Genomic DNA, 12,153 nt, shown 5'->3' with positions numbered 1-12,153 from the left:
AGACCTTTGACATCGCCTGCTCTCCCGGTAGAGTTGTTCACGAAGACCCCGGAACGATCACTGGCTTCGGCCACATCGCCGGGGTTTCGCCTTTGCTGAGGTTACGTACGCAAGCCGACACCGTCGCAAGACACACCGCGAGTCCCGTAAGTAAACTCTGCCCATGGCCATCGTGAGCGCGATCGAACGCAACGTATACGCCTCACACATGTCGATCTTTCTTGCCGACATGGACGAGCCTGACGACAACGACTATGACTGGCACAACGAAGCCATCGACCTTCAACGGGTCTGCCCCGGCGAGGCACCGTACGAACTTCAGATCGCTGTCGCCCGTTACGACGTTGTTCCTGTGCGACTGCGGGTCGTCAGCCAGCGCCCCGAGCCCGACCTCTCAGCAAGTCACGTCGTCGAGAACGACCTGCTGCTTCCATCGGGCAACCTCACACTTCACGGCGTGAATGATGTCCCGGTGAGCGAAACCACGCTCCGCGTGACCCCGGGCAGATACCGCGTTCGGATCACTTATCTACCTCGAACCGATCCTCTGCCGGAGTCAGCCCCGGAAGAATCCGGCGACCACTACGACTATCTGATCGACCTGTGGCCAACCGACGAACATGCAGCCACCGACACCCTTGTCCAAGGACCTCGGGTGTGGGCAGGCTGACGAGACCTCAGCCGCGCAGCGCAGAGGCGAGGTAGGTGAGGCGGGGGTGGTCGGCGGTGGGGAGGGCGGTGACGGTGGCTGTCTTGGCGACCGCGATCTTCCAGAAGGTGGTGCCGGCGACGACGAGGAAGTCGGCCTTGGCCGAACCATCACCGGACAGGGGCGTGGTGATCAGCTCGGGCTCGCCGAAGGCACGCATCGCGGCGATGACCGGGGAGTCCTCCTCGAGGGCGGCGCGGGCGGCGGCGATGATGCCTCCGTGGGCGTCGGGGACGGCGTTGACACGCAGGGTCTGGATGCGCGGCTCGGCCTCCGGTGAGAGCATGACCTCGATGTCGTAGCGGCCCCGCTCGGCAGGCACGACGGCCAGCGCGACACCCATGCCGCGGGAGAAGTAGCCGTAGGGCGCGCCGCCCAGGGGCAGCCCGACCTTGGCGCGGGCCTGGGTGATCTGGACGCGGCGGCCGGCGTCGGGGGCGTCGAGCTCGACGTTGTCGGCGAACAGCGACGGCAGCGCGAACACCTCAGCACCCGAAGGATCGAACGTACGCAGCCGCTCGATCGCGGCCTCCAGTGCCGAGTCGAGCCGCGGCCGCAGGCCCTTGACCACAGTCGAGAACCGGTGCGGCCCTCCCGCGGAGAGCTCCGCGGAGACCAGCGAGCGCAGGGCGGTCATCGCGGTCGGGTAGGCCCCGGCGTAGGTGCTGTTGGACAGCGTGATCACGCCGAGACCGGTCGCAGGATGCCAGACCATCCGCGAGCCGTAGCCGGGGTAGCCGCCGGAGTGGTGGACGATATGCCCGAGACGCGAGTCGTGGTCGACCATCAGGCCGTAGCCGTAGCCGGCCGCGACCGCCCCGATCCCGGCCTCAGGCCCCGAGAGCTCCAGCGAGCCCGACACCGAGCCGAACCGGTGCAGCTGCTGCATCTCCCGGCGTGACGCCTTCGACAGCGGATGCCCGTCGGCGGCGGAGGAGAAGGCACCCAGGAACCCGCCGACCCAGCGCGCCACGTCGGCCACCGAGGAGTGCAGTCCGCCCATCGCGGCGAACGACCCCGACGCCACCGGCGCGGCCGGGGCCCACGTCGGCGGCCCCTCGAGCCGGTCACCCGCCCAGGCTGGATGCAGCGGCGGAACATGCCCAGGAACCAGATTCGGCACCGCCGACGGCGAGTAGGCCGAGGAGGTCATCCCCAGTGGCGCCAGCAGCTCGTGCTCGACGAAATCCCGGTTGGCTCCCTCAGGCGACGAACCACCCACGACGTTCTCGATCGCCCGCCCGAGCAGCGCGTAGCCGAGGTTGGAGTATTCGAACCCGACCCCCGGCTCGCGCCCGGTCGAGAAGCCGCCGTCGAGGAACGTCCCGAAGGCGTCGTAGGACAGCGACTCCTGCCGATCACCCCACGGGTCGTCGGTCGGCAACCCGGCCGACATCGAGAGCAGCAGCCGCAGTGTCACCGCCGGCGAGTCGGCGGAGTAGGGAGCCTGGTCGACGAGCTCGGGCACGTACTGCGCGATCGCCTCGTCGAGGTCGACCAGCCCGCGGTCGCGCAGCAGCAGCACCGCGGCCGCCGTGAACGACTTCGACATCGACGCGATCCGGAAGACACTCTCCGCGGTCGGTGCCGGACCACCCTCGGTCGTCGCCCCGAACGCACCGGTGTGGAGCAGCTCGGAGCCGCGTACGACCCCATAGGCCAGCCCCGGAGTCAGGTTCTCCTCGAAACGTTCGGCGAAGAGCAAGTCGACAGCATCGGTGTTGAGGCTCACGCGTTCCTCCGTGGCTAGGCTGCTCGGTGCTCTGCAGCCTAACTACCGAGGCGGCCACGATCGACACGCAGGTGCTCGTGCCCGGATGAGCCGCTCGATCCTCGTGGCCCGTGCGCGGACAGCACGTGAACAGTGCGTAATTTACCCAGCATCGTGATCACGACCGTGGCACGAGGTCGTTGCATCCCCGTGAAGACCCCACACCCAACACCCCCTGCCTTCGGTCGCCGCACGGTCCTGATGGGCGCCGCGGCCGGCGCGGCGGCCCTGACCGCGGCCGGTGTCGCCGGCCTGCCGAGCACCGCGTACGCCGGGGCCAGCCCCTACTTCGCCCATGGCGTCGCCTCCGGTGACCCCCGCCCCGGGGCCGTGGTCCTGTGGACCCGGGTCACCCCGACCGCCGAGGCCGTCCCCGGTTCTGGCGCCGGGCCCGAGATCTCGGTCTCGTGGCAGATGAGCAAGACGAGCGACTTCGCCCGGATCGTCGCGAAAGGTACGGTCTCGACCGACGCCGGACGCGACCACACCGTCAAGGTCGACGCGGCCGGACTCGCCCCTGAGACCTGGTACTTCTACCGGTTCCGCTACAACGACGCCTTCTCCGCCGTCGGCCGCACCCGCACGGCCCCCGCGGCCTCGGCCACGCCTGACAACGTACGCCTCGGAATCGTCTCCTGCTCCAACCTCCAGGCCGGATGGTTCTCGGCCTATCGGCACCTGGCTGCTCGCGAGGATCTGCACGCGGTCCTGCACATGGGGGACTACATCTACGAGTACGGCCCGGGCGAGTACGGCTACGGCAACGGCGATGTCGACATCCGCTCCCATGTGCCGGCCCACGAGATGGTGACGCTCGCCGACTATCGTCAGCGCCACGCCCAGTACAAGACGGACACCGACCTGCAGACCCTGCACCGCAGATATCCGTTCATCGTCACCTGGGACGACCACGAGTCCGTCAACGACGCCTACAAGGGCGGTGCCGAGAACCACCAGGACGCCACCGAGGGCGACTTCCACACCCGCCGCGCCGCGGCACACCAGGCGTACGACGAATGGATGCCGGTGCGGATGTCCGGCACCGCTGCGTCCGGGGACGGCGACCAGCTCTTCCGTCGCATCGCCTTCGGCCAGCTTGCCGAGATCTCGATGCTGGACCTGCGCACCTACCGCGACAAGCAGGCTTCCACGCCCCTGGTGGACCCCGCCGTCAACGACCCGGGCCGCACCATCACCGGCAGCGACCAGATGGCCTTCTTGAAGGGTTCGCTGGACAACGCGCGTGCCCAGTGGAAGGTGATCGGCAACCCGGTGATGATCGCCCCGGTCACGCTCGCCGGCCTCCCGGACGCGGACATCGCCGCGGTCAACGAGGTCGTCGGGCACCTCCCGGCCGACGGGCTGCCCTACAACGTGGACCAGTGGGACGGCTACACCCACGATCGTCGTCAGGTCTTCGACCACATCCGCGACCACGGCGTCACCGATGCACTCTTCGTCACCGGAGACATCCACTCCGGCTGGGCGTGCGAGCTTCCGACGGACAAGACCAACCCGCTCTCCCCCTCGGTCGGCGTGGAGTTCGTCGGCACCTCGGTCACCTCGAACAACCTCAAGGACATCACCGACACGCCGCGCCGGACGACGTCGCTCGCGGTCGAGGGAGTGCTCCAGGCCAACAACCCTCACGTCAAGTACCTGAACTTCGACGACCACGGGTTCTCGGTCCTCGACATCACCTCCGCACGCGCTCAGATGGACTGGTACGTCATCGGCGACCGGACCGACGCCGAGACCGGGCTGACCTGGACCGCCTCCTACAAGACCGACGCCGGCACGTCCCGCGTCACCGCGGTGGACAGCCCGCTTCCGCTCGACATTCCCCTCGACACGAAGGTGTTCTGAGATGTGCAACGACAACTCCACCGCCGCCTTCACCGACGGCCTCGTCCGAGCACGGTCGGAGCGGCGTACGTTCCTCAAGCTGGGCGCCGCCGGCCTGCTCTTCTCCTCGGTGGCAGCCGTCCCCGAGCGCACCGCCGCGGCCGTGCCCGACAACGCGTCCCGAGCCTCGTCGCGGTTCGACCTGACCAAGCGGGCGTACGTCGTGGTGCTCGACGGCACCAAGCCCGGCGAGATCGACGGGCCGCTGATGCCGAACCTCGCAGCGCTGCGTGACGCGGGGTACCGGTTTCCCCGGGCCGGCTCGCTCCCGGTCATGGAGACCATCCCCAACCACGTGATGATGATGAGCGGAGTACGTCCCGACCGGTCCGGCGTCCCCGCCAACTCCGTCTTCGACGGCACCACGGTGCGGACCCTGGACAGGCCCAGCGACCTGGTCGCGACCACGATCCTCGAGCAGCTCGACGCCGCGGGCGCCACCACCGGCACGGTGCTGTCGAAGAACTACCTCTACGGGATCTTCGGCACCCGCGCCACCCACCGTTGGGAGCCGACCCCGACCGACCCGCTGACCGGCCACGCGCTCGACGTCTTCACCATGGACGCGGCCCTGACGATGATCGACGAGTTCGACCCCAACCTGGTCTTCATCAACCTGGGCTCCAACGACCGCTTCGGCCACGCCGACGTCACCGGCACCTCGGTGCAGGCCGCCCGGCAGGCGGCACTCGCCGACTCGGACCTGCAGGTGTCGAGGCTCGTCTCGAAGATCAAGGAGGTGCCCGGCCGCTGGGAGAGCTCGATCCTGATCGTGCTCGCCGACCACTCGATGGACTGGTCGGTGCCCACCAACGTGATCTCGCTCGAGGACAAGCTCACCGCCGACCCACTGCTCACCGGGCGCATCGAGATCGCCCAGAACGGTGGCGCCGACCTGGTCTACTTCACCGGTGCCGAGGCCGATCGCGACGAGGCGGTGAAGCGCATCATCGCCATCTCGAGCGCCCAGGACGGCGTCCTGGCCGCCCATGACCGGGCCAACTCCCCCGACCTCAGGCTCGGCGCGAATGCCGGAGACGTCCTCGTCTACTGTCGGGCCGGATGGCGGTTCTCCGACCCTGCGATCTATTCCAACCCGATCCCGGGCAACCACGGACACCCCGCGACGACGCCGATCCCGTTCTTCATCTCGGGCGGGCACCCCGTCGTACCGACGGCGACAGCGAGCTCGGCGTACGCCACCACCGCTGACGTCGCCCCCACCCTCGGCACCTACTTCGGAATCAAGGCACCGACCAAGGCGGGATGGGACGGCACCAGCCGGTTGTGACTCATCGCGGCGCCCCTTCGGTGGCAGGTTGCTCGACCCGTTGCAGCCTGACCACCGAAGGCACCGCGAGCGTGACCAGACAGACCGACGCATAGAGCACGCCGCTGACCAGGAAGACCGGCCGCTCCCCGAACCACCCCGCCAGCGGCCCGAAGAGGAGCTGCCCGACGGGCATCGCGAGGAACGAGCCGAGCGCGTCGTAGGAGTAGGCGCGCGAGAGCATCTCGTCCGGGACGTTCTCCTGCATGGCGAGGTTCCAGCCGAGGCTGAAGATCTCGATCCCGGCGCCGGCGACGGCCATCGCCACGATGAGCGGCAGGGTCTCCGGCCACAGCGCGAGCGTGAAGAAGGGCAGCGAGAACGTCATGATCCCGAACATCCCCGCCCGCAGCGGGCGCCGGATCGTGGCTCGCATCAGCACGATCGTCATCACGAGCATCCCGGCGGCGAGCGCAGAGTTGGCCAGCCCCCAGCCCCCGACGCCGAGCGAGGTGGACTTGGCGTACGCGGGGCCCAGCACGTTGAGCCCACCCGACTGGATCGCGTTGAGAACCATGAAGGCGACCACCACGACCCACAGCCAGGTGGTGCTGCGGAAGTAGGTCCACCCGGCACGCAGGTCCTCGAGCGCGGAAGTCTTCTTTGCGTCCGCCGGACGCGGTGGGATCCGCACCGGGAGCAGGAAGATCGCCGCGAGCAGCCAGGTCAGGGCATCGACCGCCAGCGCCCACCCGGCACCGACGCCGACCACGAGCGCCGCGGCGACCGAGGGGCCGAGGATCGTCAGGGTGCCACGCGACATCGAGAGCAGCAGGTTGGCCGGCTGCAGGTCCGTCTTCGCCACCAGCTGCGGCACCATCCCCTGCATCGCCGGGAAGGCCATCGCCATCGTGGTGCCGTTGATCGCCTCCAGGACGACCAGGTGCCAGATCTCGGCCTGCCCGGTGATGATCAGCGCCGCTGCCGCCGCCTGCGTCGCGGCCGAGGCGACGTTGCTCAGCTGCAGCACCATCCGCCGCGGGAACCGGTCGGCGATCACGCCTCCGACCAGCAGGAAGATCACCATCGGGATGGTGTGCGCGGCCACCACATAGCCCAGCGCCGAGGCGGAGTCGGTCACCTCCAGCACCGCGAACGCGAGCGCCACGTGCGACATCGACGACCCGGCGAGGTTCACGAACCGTGAGGCGAAGAACCACCCGAAGTCGCGCTCCTTGAGGACGAAGAGGCTCTCCCGGATGCTCACGGCGGGAACTCTTCCGCACATCTGCGGTTCCTGGTACTCGTTTTTCGTGCGGCGGAACCCTTCACCCAACGAGTCAGTGGAGTCCGCGCGGTCCTCAGCTCGGTTCGGCCGCGACGTACCTCTCCGCCGCGGCGCGCGGCTTGTCTCCGAGCCCATCGATGCCGATCAGCCTCGGTAGCAGGGACCGGTCGGTGTTGAGGGCCGTGAAGAGGGTCGAGACGGTGATGTCGTGCTCGGGGCGGTGGACGACGACGATCTCGTCACCGGCCTGCAGCTGCCCCTCCTCGAGGACGCGCAGGTAGGGCCCGGGGCGGGCCTCCTGGGCGAACCGCTTGACCCACCGGGCGTTGTCGTAGCCGGAGACGCCCATCCAGTTCTTGAAGTCGTTGCAGGGCGTACGCACGCTGCAGATCTGCAGCAGCACCGTCCCGATCCGCCACTGCTCGCCCACGAGCGCCGCGTTGACGTCGATCCCCTCGGTGGTGAGGTTCTCCGCGAACTGGCCGTCACGAAGCGTCGCGCCCAACCGCGAGCCCCACAGGTCGAGGTCCTCGCGGGCGAAGGCGTAGACCGCCTGCTCCGCGCCGCCGTGGTGGCGGCGGTCGGTCTGGGTGTCGGTGACGATGCCCTCCCGCCCGACGGTCACCGGCCCGGGCGTCGCGAGCTTCTCCATCGAGGTGGCGCCCACCTCCGCCCACTCGGCGGGCTGGGACTGACCGACGTTGACGCTTCGCACGATGGGCATGCGCAGATTCTCACGGGCGTGCCGGGTTCAGGCACGCGAGTTTCTCACTCCTGCACGGCCTTGGTGACCGAGATCATGGACGTGATCCAGTCCTTGTCGGGCGCCGGGTTGTCCTCGACCTCGTCCTTGACGTTGACCATCAGGCGCAGCACCACCCACGCGCGGGCTCGGTCCTCGTCGAGCTCAGCGGCGTCGACCAACGCGAAGAAGCGGTCGCGTACGCCGTCGCGGATCCGCCCGGCGTACTCCTCGAAGCGGTTCCACAGCATCGGCGCGAGCTCGTAGTGCGGGTCGCCGGAGAGCGGCTTCGGGTCGATCACGAGCCACTCCTCACGGTCACCCCGGAGGACGTTCTCGAAGTGCAGATCCGTGTGGACCAGCTTCCCGTCGGTGGCCTCGTCGGCGGCGAAGTCGCGGGCGATCGACCGGGCCTGCTCGACCATCCGCGGCGGCACCGGAAGCCGCCGGCTCTTCTCCCCCAGCTCGGCTTCCCAGCGCGCGGCCTGCTGCGACAACGTACGCAGCTGCGGCGGAGCCGCGACGTGCAGCCGCCGGTAGAACCCGCCCACGATCTCGCAGGCCTGCACGTCCCAGAGCTCGGAGAGATCCTCCTCGGGATGCAGCCGTTCGAGGAGCAACGCGAACCGCTTGGGGTCGGCCCGGAGGAGGCGTACGGCACCCCGACCGCCCCACACCTGCAGCGCCAGCGCCTCGTGCTCGGCCTCCCAGTGCGGCCAGCCGACCTTCAGCACCGCCGACTCGCCCTCGGCGGTGCGCACCGGGAGCACGACGGCACAGTTGCCGTGGGTGGAGGGACCGTCGACGGTCAGCGACCACTCCTCGACCAGGTCGCGCAGCAGCGCCGGGAGCTCGTCGAGCCACGCCGTCCACGACGGCCCGTTGGCCGCGAGCGCCAGGAAGGAGTCCGGGACGAGCGTCACGGCGGCAACACTAATCCGCTTCCCAACCTCTGACGGATCGGGCAGGTTGGGCCCATGTCACTTCCTGAGTCGATGGGGACCAAGGGCGTTCCCTACCCGCCCGAGCGCTACGACGGCGAGGCCGGTGAGGTCTCGGCGTTCTACCGTCCCGACAAGACCGCGCCCGATCTCACCTACCCCAACGGCGTGAAGGTCGACTATCTCGCCACCGGGGCGACCACCGCGGGCGACTACGGGCTCTACCGCTGGCACTTCGGACCCAACGAGACCGGCCCGGGGCCGCACTTCCACCGTGCGGTGGCCGAGTCGTTCTACGTGCTGACCGGGACGGTGCGGATCTACAACGGCGAGGAGTGGATCCCGGCCGGCGCCGGCGACTTCGTCCACGTGCCGGCGGGTGGCCTGCACGGATTCCGCAACACCACCGACGAGCCCGCCTCGATGCTGCTGCACTTCACCCCGGGCGCGCCACGGGAGGGTTACTTCGAGGGGCTGCGCGAGCTTGCCGAGGGCACCGAGCTCGGTCCGGACGAGTTGGCCGAGTTCTACAAGCTCCACGACAACTACTGGGTCGACTGAGCCTTCCAGGCGTCGATCCCGAGGCGAACGATGTCGGCGGACGACCCCGCCACTTCGGCCGCCTTCTCGAGCGAGACCCACTCGGCGAAGTCGGTGGTTCCGTCGATCTCCAGCGTGCCCAGCTCACCCCCGACGATCCGGGCCTCGAAGATCACCCGGGTGGACTGATAGGGCCGGCGGCCCGGCTCGAACGGCACCACGTACACGTTGGTCGTCAGCGGAGCCCCGACCTCGACGTCGTAGCCGGTCTCCTCCTTCACCTCGCGCGCGACCGCGGCGGGCATCTGCTCGCCGTAGTCGACGCCACCACCCGGGAGCGTCCAGCCGGGCTCGGTGCGGTGGTTGCCGTTGAACCAGCTCAGCAGGATCCGCCCTGCGTCGATGATGACGGCGTACGCGGCGACCCGGGTGTCGTACTCGGTGAAATGCATCCCCGGGAGACTACAACGCGTCTCCGGGCTCCCGCTGTAGACCAGCGTGTCCTCGAACCAGATCCGTCCAGCGGCGTCACGTGCGGACTCCGACCCACCGATCTGCACCGGTCACTCCACCACGCGAAGTGCGGCAGGGATGTCCATCCGCCGCTCGCGGCGGATGCCGAACACGGGCGCCACCGCGACGACGAGGACACCGAGGGTGAGCGTGCTCAGCACGGTCACGGTCGAGAGCGTGGGTACGACGAGCAACTCGGGGGTCACGTCGTCGAACCCGGAGACGACGTAGTTGAGCGCGGCATAGCCACCTGCGAGCCCGACCACCGTCCCCAGCAGCCCGATGATGGCGCTCTCGACGATCGCCATGACCATCACGAGTCGGGTGGGAACGCCGAATGCGTACATGGTGGCGTGCTCACGAGTGCGTTCGTCGGCGCTGATGCTCGCCGAGTTGAAGGCGATCAGCATCGCGAGCAGCAGCGTGGCCACCTCGATGACGCTCAAGATCCCGGTGAACTGCCCCAAGGCGCTGTCGAGCACCTCAGCGAAGCTCGACGCCGGCTCGACGGCGGTGACTCCAGGCAGGCGGAACAGGTTGCGAGTGACCTGGTCGGCATCCCCGGCAGGAACGACGACGATCTGATTGACCACCCCGGTCAGACCGAATCTGGCCGCACCCTGCGCATCGAGATAGGCGAAGGTACGCCACGGGTCGGGGTGGAGCGCCCGCACCGGGATCTGACTGGTCACGATCCGCGGCCCGGCCGCTTCCGGCACCGGATGGCGTACGGCGAGCACGTCGCCGGGCGCCACCTCGAGGTCATCGGCCGCCTTCTCCGACAGCACGATGCCATCCCGTGGGCCGCTGTCCTCGACCAGCGTCGGCGTCCAGATCTCGTTCGCGAAGTCCACCACCTGGACGACCGCCTCCAGGTCGCCGTCGCCACGGCGGAGCGTCGCGGGGACGACGAGCTGGGCCTGCGACTCGGCGACGCCGTCGGTCTCGCTGACCGCACGCGGTAGGTCCGAGCCGGTGGGATGGTACGTATCGAGAGTGACCACCACTCGCCCAGGGCTGCTGTGCTCGAGCTCCGCGGCGTTCGCGTCACCGGCAGCGTTGAACGTGTCCAGCAGTCCCAGCACTGCCACCAGGGACGTCATGGCGGCCGCGACCCCGAGCATGGTCAGCACGGTGCGCCGGGGCGCGCGCAGCACGTTGCGCAGCGACATCGACACGTAGGTCCTGCCCGGCAGACGCACCCTGGTGATGAGCCGTAGGAGACGTCCACCCGATCGCGCGGAGCCGAAGGCACCCGACCGGATGGCATCGACCGGCGCCATCCGCAGCGCCTGGACGATCGGCAGGATCGTGGCGAGCACGGGGATGGCCAGGCCGAGCGCAGCGCCTTCGGCGAAGCGACCGAACTGGAAGGGCGTCTCCCAGACCGGTAGCGGAAGCAGGTCGGCCATCACCCCACGCATCGCGTTCCCCGTCAGCCAGCCCACCCCGATTCCGGCCACGACGCCGAGCACCGAGATCTGCAGCCCGACGAGCATCGGGCGGATCGCCAGGACCGCAGGCGAGACGCCCAGGGCCATCCCGACCCCGATCTCGCGGCGTTGCGCCTCGATCATCCTCGTCACCAGGTTGAACGCCGCGAACGCCGCACCGAAGAGGATCAGGAAGGCGAACACGTTCCAGGTCGTCTGGTCGTTGCGCGCGTCCTCGTACAACGCCCGATGGACCGGATCTTCCGCCTTGGACGTGACCGTCCCACCGTACGGTTCCACCGCAGCGGTCAGCTGTTCACGCACCCGGTCCTCGTCAGCACCTGGCCGCAGCCGCACTACCAGGTCGTTCACCTGGGCCGGGCGACCACTGATCTCCTGGGCAGTGGCGAGCGGCATGAAGACGACGGCGAAGCCGGTCTCCCCCAGCACCATCCCGCTTCGGCCGGTGACCTGGAAGTACTCCGGCGTGTAGCCGGTGCCGACGTACTCGACCGGCTTTCCTGCGCTGACCAGCAGCCTGCCCTGCGAGGGAAGCCCGTGCTCGTCGGCGAACTTGGACTCGAGCACGGCGACACCCTCTGCGTCATCACCAGCACGCAGACCTCGGCCATGGACGATGTGGAGATCATCGACCCGAGATGCTCCCGTCGACATGCCGACCACCTCGCCCGGGACGAGCAGGTCCTCGCTCGGGGTCGAGGCATCCACCAGAGTCGGCACCACGAGTCGCTCGACCGCCGCCTCGATCGAGGAGGCATCCTCCATCCCGCCGGCCGCACGCTCCAGGGTCCCTCCGGCGACGAACCCGCCGTCCGGGAGTTCCACGCGCAGGTCGTGCATCCGCAGGCTGCTGTAGCTGCGATCGTTGGACTGGAGCCGCCACGCGCTGGTGGCCCCCAGGCCCGCGTACACGCCCGACCCCACCGCGATCACCAGGGCCAGGGCCGTCACCAGCAGCCAGCGCCGACGGAGGTCGCGCCACGACCAGCGGACCCAGAGTCGAACGGACCAGGTGCTCAT

The 12,153-nt window shown here is 69.0% G+C and carries 10 protein-coding genes; 4 read left to right on the top strand and 6 right to left on the bottom strand.

Features of this window, described 5'->3' with window-relative positions:
• Nucleotides 1-163 precede the first annotated feature (163 nt).
• Nucleotides 164-670 (top strand): hypothetical protein, encoded by a 507-nt coding sequence (locus tag ACFVDI_RS03880; protein WP_378900807.1) that lies wholly within the window; start codon nucleotides 164-166, stop codon nucleotides 668-670.
• 7 nt (nucleotides 671-677) lie between these two features.
• On the opposite strand, the gene ACFVDI_RS03875 is transcribed toward ACFVDI_RS03880, so the two are convergent.
• A complete protein-coding gene (locus tag ACFVDI_RS03875) occupies nucleotides 678-2,441 on the bottom strand; it encodes a serine hydrolase domain-containing protein (protein ID WP_378900804.1) in 1,764 nt (587 codons plus the stop codon).
• A gap of 189 nt (nucleotides 2,442-2,630) precedes the next feature.
• Here ACFVDI_RS03875 and ACFVDI_RS03870 point away from each other — a divergent pair, with 189 nt between their 5' ends.
• Both ACFVDI_RS03870 and ACFVDI_RS03865 read left to right on the top strand, forming a co-directional pair.
• On the top strand, nucleotides 2,631-4,346 hold the full coding sequence (locus ACFVDI_RS03870) for an alkaline phosphatase D family protein (RefSeq protein WP_378900801.1): 1,716 nt from the start codon (nucleotides 2,631-2,633) through the stop codon (nucleotides 4,344-4,346).
• A gap of 1 nt (nucleotide 4,347) precedes the next feature.
• Nucleotides 4,348-5,676: an alkaline phosphatase family protein gene (locus ACFVDI_RS03865; protein WP_378900798.1), complete on the top strand. Its 1,329-nt coding sequence runs from the start codon at nucleotides 4,348-4,350 to the stop codon at nucleotides 5,674-5,676.
• Between the two features lies 1 nt (nucleotide 5,677).
• Here ACFVDI_RS03865 and ACFVDI_RS03860 read toward each other — a convergent pair whose 3' ends face one another.
• The 3 genes from ACFVDI_RS03860 to ACFVDI_RS03850 form a co-directional block, all read right to left on the bottom strand.
• Nucleotides 5,678-6,922, bottom strand: a complete 1,245-nt coding sequence (locus ACFVDI_RS03860) for an MFS transporter (RefSeq protein WP_378900795.1) — start codon at nucleotides 6,920-6,922, stop codon at nucleotides 5,678-5,680.
• Between the two features lie 94 nt (nucleotides 6,923-7,016).
• Entirely contained in the window at nucleotides 7,017-7,667 is a 651-nt protein-coding gene (locus ACFVDI_RS03855; protein WP_378900792.1) for an MOSC domain-containing protein, read from the bottom strand.
• 44 nt (nucleotides 7,668-7,711) lie between these two features.
• Nucleotides 7,712-8,608: an aminoglycoside phosphotransferase family protein gene (locus tag ACFVDI_RS03850; RefSeq protein WP_378900789.1), complete on the bottom strand. Its 897-nt coding sequence runs from the start codon at nucleotides 8,606-8,608 to the stop codon at nucleotides 7,712-7,714.
• Between the two features lie 54 nt (nucleotides 8,609-8,662).
• Here ACFVDI_RS03850 and ACFVDI_RS03845 point away from each other — a divergent pair, with 54 nt between their 5' ends.
• Nucleotides 8,663-9,187: a cupin domain-containing protein gene (locus tag ACFVDI_RS03845; RefSeq protein WP_378900786.1), complete on the top strand. Its 525-nt coding sequence runs from the start codon at nucleotides 8,663-8,665 to the stop codon at nucleotides 9,185-9,187.
• Here the strand turns inward: ACFVDI_RS03845 and ACFVDI_RS03840 are convergent.
• Both ACFVDI_RS03840 and ACFVDI_RS03835 read right to left on the bottom strand, forming a co-directional pair.
• Nucleotides 9,172-9,618: an NUDIX domain-containing protein gene (locus ACFVDI_RS03840; protein ID WP_378900784.1), complete on the bottom strand. Its 447-nt coding sequence runs from the start codon at nucleotides 9,616-9,618 to the stop codon at nucleotides 9,172-9,174. The two genes, ACFVDI_RS03845 and ACFVDI_RS03840, sit on opposite strands and share 16 nt — an antisense overlap.
• 111 nt (nucleotides 9,619-9,729) lie before the next feature.
• Complete coding sequence (locus tag ACFVDI_RS03835) at nucleotides 9,730-12,153, bottom strand: ABC transporter permease (RefSeq protein WP_378900781.1); 2,424 nt, start codon at nucleotides 12,151-12,153, stop codon at nucleotides 9,730-9,732.

The sequence above is a fragment of the Nocardioides sp. NPDC057767 genome, assembly GCF_042798275.1.
GTDB lineage: Bacteria > Actinomycetota > Actinomycetes > Propionibacteriales > Nocardioidaceae > Nocardioides.
The sequence above is the reverse complement of the archived record's forward strand: the minus strand, read 5'-3'. Positions and strand labels throughout refer to the sequence as shown.

Bases quoted from the DNA above. Each gene is read 5' to 3' on its own strand.
- ACFVDI_RS03880 (WP_378900807.1), top strand. From the start codon at position 164: ATGGCCATCGTGAGCGCGATCGAACGCAACGTATACGCCTCACACATG.
- ACFVDI_RS03865 (WP_378900798.1), top strand. From the start codon at position 4,348: ATGTGCAACGACAACTCCACCGCCGCCTTCACCGACGGCCTCGTCCGA.
- ACFVDI_RS03855 (WP_378900792.1), bottom strand. From the start codon at position 7,667: ATGCCCATCGTGCGAAGCGTCAACGTCGGTCAGTCCCAGCCCGCCGAG.
- ACFVDI_RS03845 (WP_378900786.1), top strand. From the start codon at position 8,663: ATGTCACTTCCTGAGTCGATGGGGACCAAGGGCGTTCCCTACCCGCCC.
- ACFVDI_RS03840 (WP_378900784.1), bottom strand. From the start codon at position 9,618: ATGCATTTCACCGAGTACGACACCCGGGTCGCCGCGTACGCCGTCATC.
- ACFVDI_RS03835 (WP_378900781.1), bottom strand. From the start codon at position 12,153: ATGAGCACCTGGTCCGTTCGACTCTGGGTCCGCTGGTCGTGGCGCGAC.